This window comes from Acidovorax sp. GW821-FHT09B03 (genome assembly GCF_059418305.1).
The window spans coordinates 152191-172397 of sequence record NZ_JBWKPP010000015.1; the positions used below are offsets into that span (position 1 = coordinate 152191).

A 20207-nucleotide genomic window follows, 5' to 3' on the forward strand; every position below is an offset into this window, starting at 1 on the left:
ACCCGTCGTCTAGACGCCTGCGGTTTCGTTGGCCGCCGGTGGCCTGGCCGCCGTGGCGGGGCGGCTCTGCAGGCGTGCGTACAAGCCGCCTGCGGCCATCAGCTGGGCGTGCGTGCCTTGCTCCACGATGCGGCCCTGTTCCATGACGACCACGCGGTCGGCATGTTCGATGGTGGACAGGCGGTGGGCGATCACCAGCGTGGTGCGGCCTTGCATCAGCCGGTTCAGCGCATCCTGCACCAGGCGCTCGGATTCCGTGTCCAGCGCCGAGGTGGCTTCGTCCAGGATCAGGATGGGTGCATCCTTGTAGAGAGCGCGCGCAATGGCCAGGCGCTGGCGCTGCCCGCCCGAGAGCTGCGTGGCGTTGTGCCCCACCACCGTGTGGATGCCTTGGGCCAGCGATGCCACATGGTCCGCCAGGTTGGCGGCAGCCAGACAGGCCTGCACCTTGGCATCGTCCACCGCATGGCCCAGCGCCACGTTGGCGGCGATGGTGTCGTTGAACATCACCACGTCCTGGCTGACCATGGCGATCTGGCTGCGCAGGGCAGAAAGGTCCCAGTCCTGCACGGCATGGCCATCCAGCAGCACCTGCCCCGACGAGGTCGGGATGAAGCGCGGCAACAGGTTCACCAGCGTGGTCTTGCCGGCGCCCGAGGGGCCCACCAGCGCCACGATCTCGCCGGGGGCCACGGTCAGGCTCACGCCGTCGAGCGCCGGTGCATTGTCGGTGCCGAAGGAGACGGACACGCCACGCAGCTCCAGCGCACCCTGGGCCCGGTCTGTGCGGTAGCTGCCGCCTTGCTCGGCGCCCGTATCGCCCAGCAGGGACAGGCCGCGCTCCAGCGCCGCCACGCCGCGCGTGATGGGGTTGGCCACGTCGGCCAGGCGGCGGATGGGGGCGATCAGCATCAGCATGGCGGTGATGAACGAGACGAAACCGCCCACCGTCACGTCCTTGGCATCGAGCGTGCCACGGCTTTGCCACAGCGCGATGCAGATCACCACCGACAGGGCAGCGGCCGCCAGCAACTGCGTGAGCGGCGTCATCGCGGCCGAGGCGATGGTGGATTTGATGGCCAGGCCGCGCAGGCTCTGGCTCAGGCGGCCAAAGCGTGTGGACTGCCCTTCCTGCGCGCCATGCAGGCGCACCATGCGGTGGGCCAGTACGTTCTCTTCGACCACATAGGCGAGCTCATCGGTGGCCTGCTGGCTGCTCTTGGTCAGGGTGTACAGGCGGCGTGAAAGGGTCTTCATGATCCACGCGACGCCAGGCACCACCACCGCCACGATGAGCGTGAGCTGCCAGTTCAGGTACAGCAGGTAGCCCAGCAGGGCGATCAGCGTGAAGCCGTCGCGCGACAGGCCGAGCAGGGCCTGCACCAGCAAGGTGGCGCCGGTCTGCACCTCGTACACCACGGTGTTGGACAGGGCGCTGGCCGATTGGCGCGAGAACAGCCCCATCTCGGCGGCCAGCACACGGTCGAACAGCGCACGGCGCAGCAGCAGCATGCCTTCGTTGGCGATGCGCGCCAGCGCGTACTGCCCCACGAACTGCGCCAGGCCGCGCACCAGGAACACCCCCATGATGGCCAGGGGCACCGCCCACAGCGGCAAGGTGCCCTGGGTGAAGCCGCGGTCCAGCAGGGGTTGCAGCAGAGCCGGGATCAGCGGTTCGGTGGCGGCGCCCACCAGCGTGGCCGCGATGGCCAAGCCCCAAGCCAGCCGCTGGTTGCCAAAATACACGGAAAGCCGCGCCAGGCGCGCGGTGAGGGTGGGGACAGGGGGGGCGGGCGGCGCTGCGGGGCCCGTGGCGCTAGGGTCAATGGCTTGCATGTGCCCCGGATTCTAAGGTGCCAGGCATCGGCGCACCGCGCCAGTGCTGAGCTTGCGTCCATGCTGCGCTGCAGTGATTGACCACAAGGCCTTGCACAGTTTGTCACAGCGGGTCTTCCCCAGTGTGTAACATTGGCGCTGCCAACCGGCATTTGTTCGGCTACTGCGGCTGCTAATGACCACAGATCACAACACCAACACATCCCTCAAAGCGGCCCTGCCGCATCCCATGCGCCGCCAGGTCCTGGCGGCCGCCCTTGCATCCACCGCCTCCTTGCCCGCCCTCGCGCAGTTCCGCGTGGAAGTCACGGGCGTGGGCCTGACCCAGCTGCCGATTGCCATCGCCCCTTTCCGTGGCGAGGTGCAGGCGCCGCAGAAGATCGGTGCCATCGTGCAGGCCGATCTGGAGCGCAGCGGCCAGTTTCGCGCGGTGGATACGGCAGGCGTGGTGCTCGATGAGACATCGCGTCCCGACGTGGCCCTGTGGCGCCAGAAGACCGCCGATTCGCTGGTCACCGGCAGCGTGACGCGCACGCCCGATGGCCGCTACGAGGTGCGCTTTCGCCTGTGGGACGTGGTCAAGGGCCAGGACCTGGGCGGCCAGAGCTTCGCCGTGTCCCAGGCCGACCTGCGGCTGGTGGCGCACCGCATTGCCGATTTCATCTACGAGAAGCTCACCGGCGAGCGCGGGGTATTCTCCACCCGCATCGTCTACGTCACCAAGACGGGCGGCCGCTACAGCCTGTGGGTGGCCGATGCCGATGGCGAGAATGCGCAATCGGCCCTGTCCAGCCCCGAACCCATCATCTCGCCGGCCTGGTCGCCCAACGGCGGGCAGATCGCCTACGTGTCGTTCGAGTCGCGCAAGCCCGTGGTCTACGTGCACCAGGTCGCCTCGGCCCAGCGCCGGCTGGTGGCCAATTTCCGCGGCTCCAACAGCGCACCGGCCTGGTCACCCGACGGTCGCAACCTGGCCGTGACGCTGAGCCGCGATGGCGGCTCGCAGCTGTACCTGATCGATGCGAACGGCGGCGAGCCCAAGCGCCTGATGCAAAGCACCGGCATCGACACCGAACCGATGTTCTCGGCCGATGGCCGCAGCATCTACTTCGTGAGCGACCGCGGCGGTGCGCCGCAGGTCTACCGCGTGCCCGCGGGCGGCGGCAGTGCCGAGCGCGTGACCTTCACGGGGTCCTACAACATCTCGCCGAGCATCAGTCCCGATGGCAAGTGGTTGGCCTACATTTCCCGCGTGGGCGGCGCCTTCAAACTGCATGTGATGGACCTGGCCTCAGGCACCGTCAACGCCATCACCGACACCTCGGCCGACGAGAACCCCAGCTTTGCACCCAACAGCCGCCTCATCGTGTATGCCACGCAGCAGCAGGGCCGCGAGGCGCTCATGACCACCACGTTGGACGGAAAGATCAAGGCGCGCCTGGCCGGCCAGCCTGGAGACATCCGCGAGCCCGATTGGGGCCCGTTCCAGAAGCAATGAACTTTTCAGCACTTTTCACAATCTAGTTTCCAGGAGAATTTTGGATGAACATCAAACTCAAGCGCATTACCCTAGCCCTCGCCATCACTGCCTTGGTGGCAGGCTGCAGCTCCGGCGTCAAGCTCGACGACGTGCCGGTGGAAGACAAGACGGCCAGCGCCGGCATGGGCAGCGGCAACACCGGCGCCAACACGGGCAGCACCGGCCAGAGCACTGTGGCTCCCTTGGACCTGACCGGTTCGGGCGCCAATGCGCAAGGCCCCGTGGGCGTGGCCCGCATCGTTTACTTCGACTACGACAGCTACGTCATCAAGTCCGAGTTCCAGTCGCTGCTCGAAGCCCATTCGCGCTTCATCAAGGCCAACAATGGCCGCAAGGTCATGATCGAAGGCCATACCGATGACCGCGGTGGCCGCGAGTACAACCTGGCCCTGGGCCAAAAGCGCGCCGAAGCCGTGCGCCGTTCGCTGGCCCTGCTGGGCGTGCCGGATTCCCAGGTCGAGGCCGTGAGCTTCGGCAAGGAAAAGCCTGCCGCACCTGGCAATAGCGAAGACGCGCACGCCCAGAACCGCCGCGCCGAGCTGTCGTACCGTTGATGCCCGGATTTCGCCTTTCATCCCCATCCCTGCGGTCCATGGCCGCAGGCCTGGTGCTGGCCTGCGTGGCCCTGCCCGGCGCGCACGCGGCCATTTTCGAGGATGGCGAGGCGCGCCGCGCCATCCTGGAAGTGCGCCAGCGCGTCGATGCGCTGCAGCAGTCCCAACAGCGCACGGCCGACGAACTGCGCCGGGCCAATGAGGACAGCGCCCAGCTGCGCCGGGCCTTGCTGGAGCTGCAGACCCAGATCGAGACGCTGCGCAGCGAGAACGCCCGCCTGCAGGGCCAGAATGAGCAACTGACGCGCGAGGTGGGTGAACTGCAGCGCCGGCAGAAGGACATCGCCCAGGGCGTGGACGAGCGCCTGCGCCAGTTCGAGCCGGTCAAGGTCACGGTGGATGGGCTGGAGTTCCAGGCCGATGCCGCCGAGAAGAAGGACTTCGAAGCCGCGCTGGCCATCTTTCGCGCCGGCAAGTTCCCCGAGGCCAACCAGGCCTTCGGCAACCTGATCCGCCAGTACCCGCGCAGCGGCTACGTGCCTTCGGCCCGCTTCTGGCTGGGCAATGGCCAGTATGCGGCCCGCGACTACAAGGAGGCGATCAACAACTTCAAGGCCCTGCTGGCCGAGGCGCCCACGCATGCGCGCGCGCCGGAAGCCGCCTTGTCGATCGCCAACTGCCAGGTGGAATTGAAGGACGCCAAGGCCGCGCGCAAGACGCTGGAAGACTTGGTCAAGGCCTATCCCCAGTCCGAGGCTGCCATGGCCGCCAAGGAACGCCTGGTCCGCATGAAGTGAGCACGCAGGACTCGACACCCGAGGTGAAGGAACTGCTGGTCGGTAGCGAAACGGCTCCCGTGCCCATGGTTCCCTTTGCCGATGACGTGACCGATGATGAGGTCACGCAGCGGCGCTTCGGCGGGCTCGAGCGCCTGTATGGGGTAGAGGGTGCCAAGCGCATCCGTGCCTCGCATGTGGTGGTCGTGGGCATCGGCGGAGTGGGCTCTTGGTCTGCCGAGGCGCTGGCCCGCAGCGGTGTTTCGCGGCTTACCCTGGTGGACCTGGACCATGTGTCCGAGTCCAACATCAACCGCCAGATCCACGCTCTGTCCACCACGGTCGGGCAGGCCAAGATCGAAGCCATGCGCGACCGCATCGCGCTGATCAATCCCGAGTGCGACGTGCGCTGCATCGACGAATTCGTGGAGCCCGGCAACTGGCCCCAGCTGCTGGGCAGCGACCCGGTGGATGCGGTGATCGACGCCTGCGACCAGATCAAGGCCAAGACCGCCATGGCAGTGTGGGCCCGCGCCACCGGCGGCCATGCCTTCATCAGTGTGGGCGCGGCCGGCGGCAAGCGCCAGGCGCACAAGGTGGACATCGACGATTTGTCCGCCACCACGCACGACCCCTTGCTCGCGCAGTTGCGTTACCAGTTGCGCAAGCACCATGGTGCCCCGCGCGAGGGCCGCAAGATCGGCATCGCTTGCGTCTTCAGCCGCGAAGCCGTGGCCCAGCCCGATGCCTCGTGCGCGATCGAAGCCGGCGGCGATGGCTCGCTCAACTGCCATGGCTACGGCTCGGTAGTGGCCGTCACGGCCACCTTCGGCCAGTGCGCTGCGGGCTGGGTGATCGATCGCCTGGCAGCCGGGTCGCAAAAACCGCCAAAAATCAAGCTATAATCTTAGGCTTTGCAGCATCTGCGGTTCAGAAACAGATCACAAATGTTGCAATGTTGGGACGTTAGCTCAGTTGGTAGAGCAGCGGACTTTTAATCCGTTTGTCGTGGGTTCGACCCCCGCACGTCCCACCAAGATATGCAAGGCGCTGCAGCTCTCAAGGCTGTGGCGCTTTTTGCTTTGTGCCCTCGGCGGGGTGGCTCAGCCGCCTTGGCGGGCCGACAGCCACGCCAGCAATTCCCCTCGGTCCTGCACGCCCAGGCTGTTGTAGAGCTGGCGGCGGTGGTAGACCACGGTGTTGGCGCTGATGTCCATGCGCACCGCCACCTGGGACTCCGGCAGCCCAAGCGCCAGCCAGTACGCGAGCTCCTGCTGGCGCTGCGACAGCCCCTGGGTCTGCAGCACGGCCTGCAGGCGTGCCTCCCGCGGCATGCTCTGCGTGATGTGGATCCCCACCGCCTGGCCCATGCCCGTGGCGGCCTTCATGGGTGTCGCACGCACCGAAAAATGGCCGTGCACCGTGCGCAGCTCCCTGGTGGGCAGTGCCGGGAGGTGTTGCGCTTGCATGCGCTGCAGCAGTTCGTGCAGTTCCTGGGGCAGCCCTGCGCCGCGTCGCCAGCGCCAGCCGAAGGCCAGGGGCAGGAGGGCCTCGGCTTCGGGCGACAGCCACAGCACCCGCCCCCGGGGCGTGGTGATGATCATGCCCTGGCTGTGTGCCTCGCCGGCTCCGGCACCCATCTTGCTGGTTTGCAGGATGTGCGCCAGACAGGGCTCCAGCCGCGCCAGCACCGCAGCATCGCCGGGCCCGAAGGCCGGCGATGCCGCTTCGCGGTAGAACTTGAGCGTGCCTATCCCTTCGCCGTCGGGTGTGCGCAGTACCAGGCTCATGCAGTCCACCGTCCCCATGGGCCGCATCACCACGTTGTAGAAGTCGCTGCGCTGCAACTCCGGCATCGGTACGCGCACGAGCTGTTCGAGCAGTTGAGGCCCTCGTTCGTGCCGCACCGCTTCGCCAAAGTCACGCGAGCTGCGCACCAGCACCTGGCGCTCGCTGCGCAGAATGCGCGCATCAAAGTAGTCGGCCACCACCGACTGAGCGGACGGCACCTCCATGTGCACCGCCAGCTCGCCTCCATCCGCAGGGTACACATACGCACTGGAGTCGAAGCCGAGAACACCGTGCAGCGTCTCCAGCAGGGGGACGACCATGGGCGGCCCGCCCGCTTCCATGCGGGTCATGTGCTGCAAGCGCGCAAGGGCTTGCTGGGTGGAGCGGGGCGAGGGCATGGCGGCTGCGGTCCGGTGAAGCGGTGACGGGAACAAGACCCCGAATCTAGGGGCCGGGCCGCGCAGGGTCAACACACCGGCGCAACACCCTATCCGCCGAGGGTGGGGTGCGCGCGGCTGCGGGCCTGTAGCCTGCGCCCCGATGAACACCTGGCTCAACCAGCACCGCGCAAGCCTTGCCCGCCGGCTGCTTTCGCTGGGCTGCCGGTCCGGGTGTCTGCCCATTTCTTTTTCCCCAATCCACCAAGGAGTTTTCCCATGCCCACCCTTGCTGCTGCGGCCTGTGGCCGCGCCCTGAGAACCGGCTTGCGACGCTGGCTGGCTGCTTCGTTCTTGCTGTTTGGCGCCAGCCAGGCCATGGCGCAGCCGCAGTGCGCGCCCGGCCAGTGGCTGGCCGAGTACTTTCCCAACATCCACCTGTCCGGTGCCCCCGCGCTGCAGCGCTGTGAAGCCGGTCCCATCGACCACTACTGGACGGGCCCGAGCGGCAGCCCCGACCCGGCCCGCCTGCCGGTGGACGGGTTCTCGGCGCGCTGGACCGCGACGCTTTCGTTCCCCGCAGGCGCGACCCGGTTCATCACCTTCACCGACGATGGCGTGCGCGTGCTGGTCGATGGCCAGCGCGTGATCGACAACTGGACCCGGCATGGCATCACCATGGACAGCGCCACGGTGCCCCTGGCGGCAGGCCCGCACACGGTGCGCATGGAGTATTTCGAGGCGGGCGGCGAAGGCCTGGCGCAACTGGTCATGGAGAACACGCATCCGGCACCGCCGGTGCCGCCGAACATCCTGTCTTTCGTGGCGCAGCCGGGCGCCATCGACCTGGGCGGCAGCAGCACCCTGGCCTGGCACGTGGACAACGCCACGGGCTGCACGGCATCGGGTGGATGGAGCGGTGAGCGGCCTGCCAGTGGCAGCGCCAGCGTCAGCCCCGGCGCCTCCACGACCTACCACCTGAGTTGCCGCAATGCGGCGGGCGCCACCGCGAGCGCCTCGACCGCGGTGACGGTGCGCAATGCCCCGCCACAGCAACTGCGCAGCATCGACAGCTTCGCTGCCACGCCCACCCGCATCGCCCCGGGCGACAGTGCCCGGCTGTCATGGCGGGCGAGCCATGCCGCCAGTTGCACCGCATCGGGTGGATGGAGCGGCACGCGCGCTGTAGAGGGCAGTGCGCTGGTGCAGCCCCAGGCCAGCACCTCCTACACGCTCAGCTGCGCCAACAGCGCGGGGCAAAGCGTCACCGCCACGGCCCAGGTCGCGGTGGATGCCGCCAACCCGCGCCCGCCGGTGGGCGGCCTCACGGCCCGCGCCACGCCGCAGGGCGTGCGGCTGGACTGGAACCCCGTGACGAAGAGTGGCAAATGGGTCAACGGCTACTACACCGGCTGGTTCTGGGAGGACTTTCCACCCGAGGCTGTGGACATGAGCACCATGACGCACTTCATTTTCGGCCGCTATGCGCCGGGCCTGGGCTCCCTGCCCGGCGGGCGCGCGGGCGAGCTGATGGAAGGCGCAGGCACCGCGCACACGCAGGCGGAGGACGCCCTGATCGCCAAGGCCCATGCTGCAGGCACCAAGGCCATCATGATGATCGGCGGTGAATTCGACGGCCCCGGTTTCATGGCCGCCACGGCCAACCCGCAGATCCGCGCGGTCTTCATCAAGAACATCCTCGACAAGGCCGAGCACAAGGGCTATGACGGCGCCGACATCGACTGGGAGGAAAACCTGGACACCGCGCAAGGCCGCGCCCAGGCGCTGGCGCTGCTGCGCGAACTGCGCACCGCCGCCCAGCAGCGCCCACGCTACCAGGCCAGCCCCTTCGAGATCAGCTGGCCCGGCTTCTGGGTCAACACCAACTTCCAGGAGATCCTGCCCTGGCACGTGGAGGTGGCCCACGCAGTGGACCGCTTCAACCTCATGACCTACAGCATGGCAGGCGACTGGGGCGGCGGCTGGCTGTCGTGGCACCACTCACCCCTGTTCGGCGAGGCCCCGAGCCACCCCACCTCCATCGCCTCCACCGTGCAGGCCTACCTGAACGCGGGCGTGCCCCGTGCCAAGCTGGGCATCGGCGTGGGTCTGTACGGCCTGTTCTACAACAACCCCGTCACCGGCCCGCGCCAGGCCGCGACCAGCGGTTCCAACGGCGGCGACGGCGTGAACAACTACCGGCGCCTGCGGGAAGACAACGCCTTCGGCCAGCCCGGCGCCGCCTACCACTGGGACGACGTGGCCAAGCAAAGCTACATCAGCTATAGCCAGCCCTGGTGGCGTGCCAGCGATGCGCCCGTCACCTACCTGAGCTATGAGGACGAGCGCTCCATCGCCGAAAAGGGCAAATGGGTGCACGAGCAGGGCCTGGGCGGCACGCTGGTGTGGACCATCAACTACGGCTACCTGCCCCAGCAGGGCGGCACCAACCCGCCGATGCAGGCCATCAAGCAGTCCTTCATCGCGGCCAGTGCCTCGGGCTACCGGGTGTACCGCAACGGGACGGCCATTGCCACCGTGACCAGCGGTGTGACCTACACCGATGCCTCGGCGCCCAGCGGCAACCACAGCTACCAGGTGGCCATGCTGGATGCGGCGGGCAACGAAGGGCCGCGCTCGGCGGCAGTGACCGTGCAGGTGCCCTGACACCATTGCCCTGCACTTCGCCAGGGCAAAAAGCCCCCGGTGCTTCGTGGCTCCGGGGGCTTTTTTGTGGCGTGGCCCATTTACCGGGCATCCGTGAATTAATTCACGGTTTTCCCCCAATCTGGGCCAACAGCTCATCGCGCCCCATGACGCCCAGCCGGTTGTAGAGCTGCCGGCGGTGGTACACGGCCGTGTTGAGGCTGATGCCCATGCGCTGGGCGATCTGCGACTCGGGCAGGCCCCGCGCCAGCCACCAGGCCAGCTCGTGCTGGCGCTGCGGCAGGCCCAGCGTCTGCAGCGCCGACAGCAGCCGTACCCCGCGCGCCACGCGCCGCGTGATGTGCAGGGCCACCGCCTGGCGGTCCTGCCGCTCCTGCTGCGCCGGGGCCAGGTGCGTGGCGCGCAGCGAGAACCAGCCCTGCGCCGTGAACAGTTCCATCGCGGGCAGGGCCATCTCGCCGGGCCGCTGCGCGTTGAGCCGCCGCAGCAGTTCCTGCAGCGCGGGTGGCAACTGGGCGCCGCGGCGCCAGCGCCAGCCGAAGGCCAGCGGCATCAGCGCCTCGGCCTCGGATGAGATCCACATCAGCCGCCCCTGGGGGGTGGCGACCAGCACCCCCTGGCCATGCACCTCGCTGCCCTGTGCATCGCGCTCGCCCTGTTGCAGCGCACGTGCCAGGTGGGCCTCCAGCCGGCCCAGCAGGGCGGCGTCCTGCGGGGTGAAGCCTGGCACTGCAGCATCGCGGAACAGGTGGATCACACCCAGGCCCACACCCTGCGGGGTACGCAAGGCCAGGCTCATGTAGTCCTTGGCGCCTGTGGCCCGCATCACCGCGTCGTAGTAGTCGCTGCGCTGCATGTCGGCCATCGACACCACCATCTGCTCGCGCATCAATCGGGGACCGTGCTCGTGGCGCACGGTCTCGCCAAAATCGCGGGGGCTGCGCACCAGTACCTGGCGCTCGCTGCGCAGGATGCGCGCATCGAAGTAATCCTGCGCCACCGACTGCATGGGCTCTTGCGCATAGCTCATCAGCTCGCCATCGCTGCCGGGGTACAGCATGCAGCCGAAGTCGAAGCCCACCACCCGGCGCAGTTCCTGCAGCAGGGGCTCGATGAGCTGCACGCCACCCGTCTCCAGGCTGGCCATGCGGTGCAGGCGCGCGAGGGCGTGGCGGTCGGGGCGGGGAGGGGAGGGCATGGCGGTTTGAAAACAGGAACGGAAGGCCGCGAATCTAGAACCCGCGCCGCACCTGGTCAACGCGGCATGCGGGCTGCCTGCAACACCCCATCCCTCCTGGGTGGGGCGTGGTACCGGGTTCGCGGGTAACTTGGTTGGCCGTGGATCTTCGGGCCCATTTTCATGGTGGGCGCTGCCATCGATTGCCACGCACAAGGAGCTTGTGTGACTTTGATCCTGTTTTTCCGCCAATCCCTGGCAGCCCTGGGCGTGCTCTCCCTGGCGTGCCTGTCGTCCGCCCATGCCCAGGTGGAGATCATTGAACCTGCAGGGGACTTCCAGTTTGGCAAGGTGGCGGTGCACTCATCGGCCACGCAGACCCTGAAGGTGGCCAATCGCGGCCCGTCTGCGGTGCAATTGGGTTCGGTGATCTCGTCCATTGCCGCCGTGTCGCCGATCTGCACCGGGATCGGTTGCGGAGTGGTCATTTCCACCGATTTCACCATTCCCTCGGAATCGGATGGCTGCAGCAACACCTTGCTGCAGCCAGGGGGCGTGTGTTCGGCCCTGGTGCGCTTTTCGCCGTCGGGCCCGGGCATGCGCGGATCCCAGCTGAACGTTTTCAAGCCCCATGCGGCCTATGTTTCCCGGGCACTGGGTGGCACGGGCGTCTCCGAGCCGCTGGACTGCGTGCTCGACTGGGCGGAAAAAACCTGGCCCCAGTTGCTGACCACCCCGACCATGACCTCCACCGTATCGCCCTACCACCTGCGCTGCTATGCCAAGGGGGCGATCTGTGTCGGCGCCGACGTCGACAACCCCACCGACGTGCTTCGGTTCGACCAGCCCAGCGTCTACGTCTACGACGCGCAGGCCCGACCTCCGCTGCAGCGCCTGGACTACCTGTCGTCGTTGTCGCGCCTGGCGCAGTGCCGATGAGGGGCGATTCGCCTGTCGCTGCCCGGCCCTGATTGGGACGGGCCGGCCCGCTTCAGAGGTATTCCAACCCCTGGCTGCTCAGGCCGACCAGGTTGATGTGCGCCGCATTCAGGTCCAGGTTGGCCACAGCCACCGCAAACGATGCGTTGGTGTAGGCGCCCGACTTGATGACGGCTGCCAGCGACTGGACGGTGGCGGCATCCGCCGCGGAACCGACCAGGTTGGCGTACAGCAGGCCTACCACCTGCTCCGGCGTGGCCGAGGCACCCAGCAGCGCATTGAGGCCGAACTGTGCAACCTGCAAGGGGGTCGAGCCGGCGTCCACCGCCTTGAGCACGATGCCCACCACGCCGCGGTTGTTCAGCCCGGCGGGGCCGACGAGTGCACCGACCAACTTTGCGGTCGTGCCTGCAGCGCCGTCCAGGTCCAGCGCCACGAAGCCGTCCGTGAACTTGATCCGCTCGACCTGCTGCAGCGTGTCCACCCCATCGCGGCTGGGGACCCCGTCGCCCAGCGTCCAGCCGCCCCCGCTCTTGGGTTGCAGTGCGTAGTCGCCGCGGTTGCCGCGCACCACCAGGGTGTCCAGGCCACCCAGGCCATTGAAGGTCTCGTTCGCGCTGGTGCTGGTGAAGGTGTCCGCGCCGGCCGTGCCGGTGGGCGTTGTGGGCGTCGTCGGGGTGGTGGGTGTCGTTGGCGTGGTCGGGGTGGTGGGCGTCGTGGGGAAAGTCAGCGTCGGGCCACTGGTCGAGTTGAACCCGTAGGTGCCACCCAGTCCATCGCGGCCATAGATCCAGTCCAGCGCCAGCAGGTCATAGGCCTGGAACGTGCTCTTGTACGGGCCCGCATCGGTATAGGACATCACCGTGTTGTTGGTGTTGTCCTCGCCGGAGGGCAGGGGGCGTGGGGAGTCGAAGGGATGCGCCAGACCCAGGGCATGGCCCACCTCGTGCAGCAGCACCTCGTAGCCAAGACCGCCGGCCGTGAGCGTGTTGTTGACGCTGGCGAACTCCACGTTGTCCAGATAGACCACCGATTCGGCGTTGAGCGACGTCAGCGTCTGCGTGGCTCCCGTGTAGCCGTAGTTGTAGAACGAGGAGTTCAGCCCCGCTGTCGTGCGGCCCTGCAGGTTGGTCGCCGCGAAATGCAGGTCTGCCTGGGACGAGCTGCCCACTTCGGTGAACGTGATGCCCGTGACCTGGCTGGCATAGGCCATGATCTGGCGTGTCGCCTGCATCTGCGAGGAGTTGAACGAAGTCAGGTTGGTGTTCGAATCCTGATCGGCAACGCTGCCCGCGCTCACGTCGAAGGTGTAGTACAGCACCTTGCGGCCATCGGGAAAGAAGTTCCACGGGGCTGGGTTCTCCAGCAGGGAATCGGCCTTGTAGTTGCCCGAGAAGCGGATGTTTTGGAGATCGGAAACGGTGGCCATGGTGGTGTCGAATTTCTCGGCGGTTGGATGGTGGCAACTGGCTGCCCTGTGCCCTTGGACAATGCCGCGCCGAAGACGTTCCCGCCCCAGCGGAGCTGCCCTCGGGCCGCGGTTGCAGATGCCAGGGCATATCCCATGCCTTTGCAAGCACAAACAGAATTTATCACCGCGGTGACCGCTGCGCTGTGACGAAAAACACAATGTCACCATATCTGTTCGGGCGATGGAGGTGCTGCCGGCCCCGGCGCATGTACCACCCACGGCGCCGTCACCTGCGCGACCCGGCCTAAGTGGCATCCCCAATGCAACGCGGCGGTGGCGCATCTAGGCTGCGGGGCTGAAGAACTCCTCCATCCCCTGGCACCCTCCATGTCCACACGCCCCCACTACGCTTTCTGGCCCCGCCGGCTGCCCCACTCGATCACCCTGCCAGCCACCTCGCTATGGGACAACCTGGCCATCAACGCGCGGCGCTACCCGGACAAGGCGGCGCTGGTGTTCTTTGGCAGCTCCGTGAGTTACCGGGCCCTGGCGGAAGGCGCCGAGCGGCTGGCCGCACGGCTCGCACAGCTGGGCGTGCAGCGCGGCGACCGGGTGGTGCTGTGCATGCAGAACTGCCCGCAGCTGGTGATGGCGCACTTCGCCATCCTGCGCGCCAATGCCGTGGTGGTGCCGGTGAACCCGATGAACCGGGCCGAGGAGCTCAAGCACTACATCACCGACCCCGATACCAAGGTGGCCTTCACCACGGCCGACCTGGCGCCCGAGCTGGCCAAGGCCAGCAATGCCCTGGCCCCGGGCGAGCGCCTGGCGCACCTGGTGGTGACGCAATTCACCGATGTCTTCGACGCCGAGGTGGCTGGGCCCGATGCCCCGCCCGACGCGTGGAAGGACTGGCTGTGCACGCAGCACCCCTTGCCCGCGCTGGAGGGCGGTACGGTGCACGCCTTCACCGAAGCGCTGGCCTGCAACGAAGCGCCGCCCGCGCTGGTGGTGGGCCCCACCGACCTGGCACTGCTGCCCTACACCAGCGGCACCACGGGCCTGCCCAAGGGCTGCATGCACCTGCACAGGAGCATCATGCACAACGCCGTGGCCAGCGCGCTGTGGGGCACGGGCTCGGTCGACAACGTCACGCTGGCGGTGGTGCCCATGTTCCACATCACGGGCATGGTGAGCGTGATGCATGCGGCCATCTACACCGGCGCCACGCTGGTGATCATGCCGCGCTGGGACCGCGATCTGGCCGGGCGCCTGATCTCGCGCTACAAGGTGTCCAACTGGACCAACATCCCGACCATGGTCATCGACCTGATGAACAGCCCGAACTTCGCAAGCTATGACCTCTCGAGCCTGGTCTACATCGGCGGTGGCGGGGCGGCCATGCCGCAGGCCGTGGCCCAGCGCCTGCTGGAACAGTACGGGCTGCGCTATTCGGAAGGCTATGGCCTCACCGAGACGGCTGCGCCCTCGCACTCGAATCCGCCGGACCACCCCAAGCAGCAATGCCTGGGCATCCCCTTCGTGGGCACCGATGCCCGCGTGGTGGACCCCGACACCCTGCAGGAAGTGCCCGTGGGCGAGCAGGGCGAGATCATCATGCACGGCCCCGAGGTGTTCGAGGGCTACTGGAAGAGGCCCGACGCCACGGCCAGCGCCTTCATCGAGTTCGAGGGCAAGCGTTTCTTCCGTTCGGGCGACCTGGGGCGCATGGACGAAGACGGCTACTTCTTCCTGACCGACCGCCTGAAGCGCATGATCAATGCCAGCGGCTTCAAGGTCTGGCCAGCCGAGGTCGAGGCGCTGATGTTCCGCCACCCTGCGATCCAGGAGGCCTGCATCATCTCGGCCCGCGACAGCTACCGCGGCGAGACCGTCAAGGCCGTGGTGGTGCTGCGCCCCTCGCACCAGGACACGACCGAGCAGCAGGTCATCGACTGGTGCCGCGAGAACATGGCCGTGTACAAGGCGCCGCGCATCGTGCAGTTCGTGAATGCCCTGCCCAAGAGCGGCAGCGGCAAGGTCATGTGGCGCGCATTGCAGGAAGCCGAGCCGGCCTGACAGAAGACGGCGCTCCGGGGCAGCCCGCACCCCTTCCCTGGAGGGCGCGCGCCCTGCTATTGGGCGGCGCTGTGGGTCAACTCGGCAAGATCACGCTCCAGCAAGGCGGGGTCGCCCAGTTGCAGCTCGATCAGGCGCCGCAGGTGGGTCACGCTATCGAGGTCGATGGAGCGGCACAGCAGGCCGGTATGCAGCCCCTCCAGGTGCGCCACTTCGCAGGACATGCCGATGTGGTTGCCCGTGTCGTGCAGCGGGATGGTGAGCTGGCACAGCATCCCGGCGCGCACGTCCGCCTGCGCGGGCAATGAAATCAAGGCCCCCTTGAGCGACAGGTCCTGCACATGCACGCTGAATGCGTTGCTTGCCAGGGTCAGCAGCGCAGGGGCATCGAAATGGACACGGACGTAGTGGCGGCGTTCGTGGGGCATGGCTGTCTCCGAGGGGTTTGACACATGCTACCGCAAGGCCTGGAAAGCCGGGCAAAAAGATCGGTCCCGGGTTCCAGGCGCCGTGGCCCGGCTTTTGTTACTTTTGGATGTTTTAGCAACCTTTGGTTAACATACTGCTTTCAGCCACTGTGGGGATTCCCGATCGTGAGTTCGCGCACATTGCGGTGGCAGGGTCGTTGGGCTGGCTGGCTGGTGGGTGCCTTGTGGGCGCTGCTGCCGGTATGCGCCAGCACGGCTGAACCGGTGCGGGAGGTGCGGGTGGGGGTGTATGCCAACGAGCCCACCGTGTTCATGAACCAGCATGGCCGGCCGGCGGGCATCTTCGTGGACCTGCTCAACCTGGTCGCCGAGCGCGAGCGCTGGACCCTGCGCTATGTGCCCTGTGAACTGCGCGCCTGCCTGGACGATCTGCAAAACGGCCGCCTGGACCTGGTGCCCGATGCGCCGCGTGCGCAGGCGCGCGTGGCGCAGTTCGATTTCACGGCGCTGCCCCTGGTGGACACCTGGTCCGCGGTGTACCGGCTGCCGTCCTTGCCGATCCGCTCGGTGGTGGATCTTGACGGCAAGCGCGTGGCCGTGCAGCGCGGCACGCTGCAGCGCGACCATTTCCTGGCCATGACGCGCCGCTACGGGCTGCAGGTCATGGTGGTGGAGGTGGACTCACCCGAGCAGGCCTTCAGTGCCGTGGGCGGCAAGAATGCCGAGGCGGCCATCTCCAACCACCTGTTCGGCCAGGCCCATGCGAAGGGCCAGGGGCTGGTGGACGCGGGCATCGTGCTCCAGCCAGGGGGGCTGTACGTCGCCGCCGGCAAGGACCGCAACCCCGAGCTGCTGGCCGCCATCGACAAGCGGGCGGCGCAATGGCGCGACGGGTCCGACGCATCGTATGCGCAGGTGATGCGCCGCTGGGTCGGGGCGCCGCCCGCCAGCGCCGTCGGGCGTCCCGTCCTGTGGGCCTTGGCGGCACTGCTGTTGGCGGGGGCGCTCGCGGCCCTGGCTGTTTTTGTGTGGCGCCGCAGGGTGCGGGGGCAATCCCGGCGTTGGCCCGCCAGCGAGCACAAGTTCGGCACCATCCTGGACAGTGTGGAGGCCTTCATCTACATCAAGGACATTCAGCACCGCTACCTGTATGCCAACCAGCACATGCTGGCGCTGCGGCCCGATGCCGCCGATGGCCTGATCGGCGGCGATGACAGCGCGATCTTCGACGCGGCTACGGTGCACCAGCTGACGGCCAACGACCGGCTGGTGCTGGAGCGTGGCGAGCGCATCGAGGTGGAGGAAACCAACACCTTCCACGATGGTTCGGTGCGCACCTACCTGTCGGTGAAGATTCCGCTGCGCCACACCGACGGCAGCATCCATGCGCTGTGCGGCATTTCCACCGACATCACCGACCACCGGGGGGTCGAGGAGTCGCTGCAGATTGCGGCCATCGTCTTCGAGTCGTTCGAGGGCATGGTGGTCACCGGGCCTGATCAGCGCATCCTCCAGGCCAACACCTCGTATGCGCGGCTTTCCGGCTACACGGTGGAGGAGCTCGTGGGCAAGACCCCGGCGTTGCTGCAGTCCGGCCGGCACGACCAGACCTTCTACCGGACCATGCACGAGACCCTGCAGTCGGTGGGCTCCTGGCAGGGCGAGGTCTGGAACCGGCGCAAGGATGGCGAGGTGTACCCGGCCTGGATCACCATCACCGCCGTGCGCTCGGCGCAGGGCGCCATCACCCACTATGTGGGTACGCAGACCGACATCTCCAGCCGCAAGGCGGCCGAGGAGGAGATCCGCCTGCTGGCCTTCTACGACCCGCTCACTGGCCTGCCCAACCGCCGGCTCATGGCCGACCGGCTGCAGCACAGCCTGGCCGCCAGCGCCCGCACAGGCACGGGCGGCGCGCTACTGTTCGTGGACATGGACAACTTCAAGGACCTCAACGACACCCAGGGCCATGAGATCGGCGATGAGCTGCTGCGCCAGGTCGCCGCGCGCCTGGGGGGCTGCGTGCGCAACGGCGACACGGTGGCACGCCTGGGTGGCGACGAGTTCGTGCTGCTGCTGGAGGGCCTGAGCGCGCTGCCACACGAGGCCGCATCGCAGGCCGAGATCGTGGGCCGCAAGGTGCTGCAGGCCCTGGGGCAGAGCTACCAGCTGGGTGGCCATGCGCACCACAGCTCCTGCAGCATCGGTGTCACCCTGTATGCCGACCCGCACACCACGGTGGACGAATTGCTCAAGCGCGGCGACATGGCCATGTACCAGGCCAAGGGCGCGGGGCGCAACACGCTGCGCTTTTTCGACCCGCGCACGCAGGCCGCCGTCACGGCGCGCACCGCGCTGGAGGCCGGCCTGCGCGAGGCCTTGCGCGAGGGCCAGTTCCTGCTGCACTACCAGCCCCAGATCAGCCGGGACCACGGCATGGTGGGCGCCGAGGCGCTGCTGCGCTGGGAGCACCCGGAACGCGGGCTGGTGTCGCCGGCCGAGTTCGTGCCGGTGGCCGAGGCCTGCGGCCTGATCGTGCCGCTGGGCGCGTGGATCCTGCGGGCCGCCTGCCTGCAGCTGGTGGAATGGGGGCACGATGCGGCCACCGCCCACTGGACGGTGGCGGTGAACGTGAGCGCATTGCAGTTCCGCCACCCACACTTCGTGGAAGAGGTGGTGGAGGTGCTCAAGAGCACCGGCGCCAACCCGCTGCGCCTGAAGCTGGAACTCACCGAGTCGCTGCTGCTCGACGACGTGGAGGACATCATCCGCCGCATGACCACGCTGCGCGCCCTGGGCGTGCGCTTTTCGCTCGATGACTTCGGCACGGGCTACTCATCGCTGAGCTACCTCAAGCGGCTGCCGCTGGACCAGCTCAAGATCGACCAGAGCTTTGTGCGCGACCTGCTCACCGACCCCAATGACGCTGCCATTGCCCGCACCATCGTCAACCTGGCGCACAGCCTGGACCTGGGCGTGATCGCCGAGGGCGTGGAGACCCTCGAGCAGCGCGACATGCTGGCCAGCGTGGGCTGCCTGCACTACCAGGGCTACCTGTTCGGGCGTCCGGCGCCAGCCAGTGCGCTGCCGCGCATTGCGGCGCAGGTGGTGGTCTGAGCGGTTTGCGCTGCATCATCTCCCCTGCTGGCCGGCGCACCCTGAGCGAGCTGGCTGCGGGCAATGCCGGCGCATAGGCTTTATGCTTGGGCTCCTATGGCCCAAGTCACCTTTTCTCCCCCGTTCACCACACCCTCCGGGACTGCGGCGCAGCTGCACAGCGCGGGATTCGCAGTGCTCTCGCCCGCCGATGTGGCGGCCTGGATCGGCTGTCCGTTGTCCGCGCTGCTGGCATTCAACGCTGATTGGCAGGCCTTGCCGCCCGACGAATTCCTCAAAGACGGCGGGCGCTACCGGCGCCGGCGCCATTCCTGCTTCGTGGTGCAGCAGGGGCAGGTGCAGCAGGTACCGCACCGCGCGCATTGGCAGCCTGTGGAGTACAACGCACTGCATGGCGGCATGGAGCGCTGGTTTGCGCCCATGGAGGCCGGCACCGTGGCGCAGCCCGCGTGGTCGCAGTTGCTGGTGGCACTGGCCGGTGTTTCCGACGCGGTGTTTGCACCGGGCCAGGTGCCCCAGGCCTGGTCCGTGGAGGCGCACCAGTTCCGCATCGACACCGAAGGCGGCATCGGCCGGCCCACGCCCGAGGGCGCACACCGCGATGGCGTGGACCTGGTGGCCGTGTTCCTGGTGGCGCGCGAGGGCATCAAGGGCGGCGAGACCCGCGTCTTCGAGGCCAACGGCCCTGGTGGCCAGCGCTTCACGCTCACCGAACCCTGGTCGCTGCTGCTGCTCGACGACGCACGCATGATCCACGAGTCCACGCCCATCCAGCCCGTCGCCCCCGGCGGCTACCGCGATACGCTGGTGGTCACCTGCCGGCGCGGAGGGTTCCAGGGCGCGGATGTGGTCGGGTAGACCGATCCACGTGTGTAGGACAAGGCGTCGTCATGGTGGGCAAATGGCAGGATCGACCGCTTGCTGTTTGATGTCGATCAAGATGCGATGTATGGTGCAGGTTCACACTGTCCCTCATCGCACCAAAGGCGGCGCCCAGGGCCAGCGGACAGCTGGTTGCGGACACCACCGAGGGTGCATTCAATGCAAGGAGAAGACACCATGTTCAAGCACATTCTGGTTCCCATCGACGGTTCCGACATTGCCTCGCTGGCAGTGGCCAAGGCGGCAGGCCTGGCCAAGACCTTTGGCAGCGACGTGACCGCCTTGTACGTGGTCGATCCCTATCCGTTCACGGGCGTGGGCGCCGATTTTGCCTATGGCCAGGCGCAGTACCTGAGCGCCGCCACGGCAGAAGCCAATGCCGCGCTGGAGAAGGCGCGCACCGAGCTCGCGGCCGCCGGCGTGCAGGTCAGCACCGTGGTGGGTGAAGGCCATACCGTGCACGATGGCATCTTGAGCGCCGTGCTGAGCACCGGCGCCGATCTGGTCGTGATGGGATCGCACGGTCGCCGCGGCCTGGAGAAGCTGGTGCTGGGCAGCGTGACCCAGCGCGTGCTGGGTGCCGTTCACGTGCCCGTGCTGGTGGTGCGGACCTGAGCCTTCGGCGCCTGACAA

The 20207-nt window shown here is 67.6% G+C and carries 15 protein-coding genes and 1 tRNA gene; 11 read left to right on the plus strand and 5 right to left on the minus strand.

All coding sequences use genetic code 11. The annotated features are described in order from the left end of the window. Nucleotides 1-9 precede the first annotated feature (9 nt). The gene (gene msbA / locus AC07PA_RS23650) at nucleotides 10-1836 is read right to left on the minus strand and encodes a lipid A export permease/ATP-binding protein MsbA (RefSeq protein ID WP_494605874.1); all 1827 of its coding nucleotides are present in this window, start codon (nucleotides 1834-1836) and stop codon (nucleotides 10-12) included. A 229-nt stretch (nucleotides 1837-2065) separates the two neighbouring features. Between msbA and tolB the strand changes: the two genes are divergently transcribed. The 5 genes from tolB to AC07PA_RS23675 all read left to right on the plus strand — a co-directional run bounded on the left by tolB (nucleotide 2066) and on the right by AC07PA_RS23675 (nucleotide 5742). After that, a complete protein-coding gene (gene tolB / locus AC07PA_RS23655) occupies nucleotides 2066-3334 on the plus strand; it encodes a Tol-Pal system beta propeller repeat protein TolB (RefSeq protein WP_494605872.1) in 1269 nt (422 codons plus the stop codon). 44 nt (nucleotides 3335-3378) lie between these two features. Then, nucleotides 3379-3930, plus strand: a complete 552-nt coding sequence (gene pal / locus AC07PA_RS23660) for a peptidoglycan-associated lipoprotein Pal (RefSeq protein WP_494605870.1) — start codon at nucleotides 3379-3381, stop codon at nucleotides 3928-3930. Nucleotides 3931-3968: 38 nt separating this feature from the next. Beyond that, nucleotides 3969-4727, plus strand: coding sequence for a tol-pal system protein YbgF (ybgF, locus tag AC07PA_RS23665; RefSeq protein ID WP_494605868.1), 759 nt, complete (start codon nucleotides 3969-3971; stop codon nucleotides 4725-4727). Between the two features lie 65 nt (nucleotides 4728-4792). Beyond that, entirely contained in the window at nucleotides 4793-5611 is an 819-nt protein-coding gene (locus tag AC07PA_RS23670; RefSeq protein WP_494606254.1) for a tRNA threonylcarbamoyladenosine dehydratase, read from the plus strand. Between the two features lie 55 nt (nucleotides 5612-5666). Then, nucleotides 5667-5742: transfer RNA gene (locus AC07PA_RS23675), tRNA-Lys, on the plus strand. A 67-nt stretch (nucleotides 5743-5809) separates the two neighbouring features. Here AC07PA_RS23675 and AC07PA_RS23680 read toward each other — a convergent pair. After that, nucleotides 5810-6895, minus strand: a complete 1086-nt coding sequence (locus tag AC07PA_RS23680; protein ID WP_494605866.1) for a helix-turn-helix transcriptional regulator — start codon at nucleotides 6893-6895, stop codon at nucleotides 5810-5812. Nucleotides 6896-7153: 258 nt separating this feature from the next. Between AC07PA_RS23680 and AC07PA_RS23685 the strand changes: the two genes are divergently transcribed. Next, on the plus strand, nucleotides 7154-9541 hold the full coding sequence (locus AC07PA_RS23685; RefSeq protein ID WP_494605864.1) for a glycosyl hydrolase family 18 protein: 2388 nt from the start codon (nucleotides 7154-7156) through the stop codon (nucleotides 9539-9541). A 103-nt stretch (nucleotides 9542-9644) separates the two neighbouring features. Here the strand turns inward: AC07PA_RS23685 and AC07PA_RS23690 are convergent, their stop codons facing one another. After that, nucleotides 9645-10739: a helix-turn-helix transcriptional regulator gene (locus AC07PA_RS23690; protein WP_494605862.1), complete on the minus strand. Its 1095-nt coding sequence runs from the start codon at nucleotides 10737-10739 to the stop codon at nucleotides 9645-9647. Between the two features lie 204 nt (nucleotides 10740-10943). Here AC07PA_RS23690 and AC07PA_RS23695 point away from each other — a divergent pair, with 204 nt between their 5' ends. Continuing rightward, nucleotides 10944-11657, plus strand: coding sequence for a hypothetical protein (locus AC07PA_RS23695; protein ID WP_494605860.1), 714 nt, complete (start codon nucleotides 10944-10946; stop codon nucleotides 11655-11657). Nucleotides 11658-11709: 52 nt separating this feature from the next. Here AC07PA_RS23695 and AC07PA_RS23700 read toward each other — a convergent pair whose 3' ends face one another. Further along, entirely contained in the window at nucleotides 11710-13086 is a 1377-nt protein-coding gene (locus AC07PA_RS23700; RefSeq protein ID WP_007850678.1) for a matrixin family metalloprotease, read from the minus strand. A gap of 369 nt (nucleotides 13087-13455) precedes the next feature. Between AC07PA_RS23700 and AC07PA_RS23705 the strand changes: the two genes are divergently transcribed. Then, nucleotides 13456-15147 (plus strand): long-chain fatty acid--CoA ligase, encoded by a 1692-nt coding sequence (locus tag AC07PA_RS23705; RefSeq protein ID WP_494605857.1) that lies wholly within the window; start codon nucleotides 13456-13458, stop codon nucleotides 15145-15147. A 56-nt stretch (nucleotides 15148-15203) separates the two neighbouring features. Here AC07PA_RS23705 and AC07PA_RS23710 read toward each other — a convergent pair whose 3' ends face one another. After that, a complete protein-coding gene (locus AC07PA_RS23710; RefSeq protein WP_007850674.1) occupies nucleotides 15204-15575 on the minus strand; it encodes a PilZ domain-containing protein in 372 nt (123 codons plus the stop codon). A 213-nt stretch (nucleotides 15576-15788) separates the two neighbouring features. Between AC07PA_RS23710 and AC07PA_RS23715 the strand changes: the two genes are divergently transcribed. The 3 genes from AC07PA_RS23715 (at nucleotide 15789) to AC07PA_RS23725 (ending at nucleotide 20189) form a co-directional block, all read left to right on the plus strand. Then, nucleotides 15789-18692 carry an EAL domain-containing protein gene (locus tag AC07PA_RS23715; RefSeq protein ID WP_494605855.1) on the plus strand — a complete coding sequence of 968 codons (2904 nt, stop codon included), beginning with the start codon at nucleotides 15789-15791 and terminating at the stop codon, nucleotides 18690-18692. A gap of 96 nt (nucleotides 18693-18788) precedes the next feature. Beyond that, the gene (locus tag AC07PA_RS23720; protein ID WP_007850669.1) at nucleotides 18789-19550 is read left to right on the plus strand and encodes a 2OG-Fe dioxygenase family protein; all 762 of its coding nucleotides are present in this window, start codon (nucleotides 18789-18791) and stop codon (nucleotides 19548-19550) included. Nucleotides 19551-19751: 201 nt separating this feature from the next. Beyond that, entirely contained in the window at nucleotides 19752-20189 is a 438-nt protein-coding gene (locus tag AC07PA_RS23725; protein WP_007850667.1) for a universal stress protein, read from the plus strand. Nucleotides 20190-20207 lie beyond the last annotated feature (18 nt).

Excerpts from the sequence above, each read along its gene's own strand:
- pal (WP_494605870.1), top strand. The coding sequence starts at position 3,379 with ATGAACATCAAACTCAAGCGCATTACCCTAGCCCTCGCCATCACTGCC.
- msbA (WP_494605874.1), bottom strand. The coding sequence starts at position 1,836 with ATGCAAGCCATTGACCCTAGCGCCACGGGCCCCGCAGCGCCGCCCGCC.
- tolB (WP_494605872.1), top strand. The coding sequence starts at position 2,066 with ATGCGCCGCCAGGTCCTGGCGGCCGCCCTTGCATCCACCGCCTCCTTG.
- AC07PA_RS23670 (WP_494606254.1), top strand. The coding sequence starts at position 4,793 with ATGGTTCCCTTTGCCGATGACGTGACCGATGATGAGGTCACGCAGCGG.
- AC07PA_RS23705 (WP_494605857.1), top strand. The coding sequence starts at position 13,456 with ATGTCCACACGCCCCCACTACGCTTTCTGGCCCCGCCGGCTGCCCCAC.
- AC07PA_RS23710 (WP_007850674.1), bottom strand. The coding sequence starts at position 15,575 with ATGCCCCACGAACGCCGCCACTACGTCCGTGTCCATTTCGATGCCCCT.
- AC07PA_RS23700 (WP_007850678.1), bottom strand. The coding sequence starts at position 13,086 with ATGGCCACCGTTTCCGATCTCCAAAACATCCGCTTCTCGGGCAACTAC.
- AC07PA_RS23680 (WP_494605866.1), bottom strand. The coding sequence starts at position 6,895 with ATGCCCTCGCCCCGCTCCACCCAGCAAGCCCTTGCGCGCTTGCAGCAC.
- AC07PA_RS23725 (WP_007850667.1), top strand. The coding sequence starts at position 19,752 with ATGTTCAAGCACATTCTGGTTCCCATCGACGGTTCCGACATTGCCTCG.
- AC07PA_RS23690 (WP_494605862.1), bottom strand. The coding sequence starts at position 10,739 with ATGCCCTCCCCTCCCCGCCCCGACCGCCACGCCCTCGCGCGCCTGCAC.
- AC07PA_RS23720 (WP_007850669.1), top strand. The coding sequence starts at position 18,789 with ATGGCCCAAGTCACCTTTTCTCCCCCGTTCACCACACCCTCCGGGACT.
- ybgF (WP_494605868.1), top strand. The coding sequence starts at position 3,969 with ATGGCCGCAGGCCTGGTGCTGGCCTGCGTGGCCCTGCCCGGCGCGCAC.
- AC07PA_RS23685 (WP_494605864.1), top strand. The coding sequence starts at position 7,154 with ATGCCCACCCTTGCTGCTGCGGCCTGTGGCCGCGCCCTGAGAACCGGC.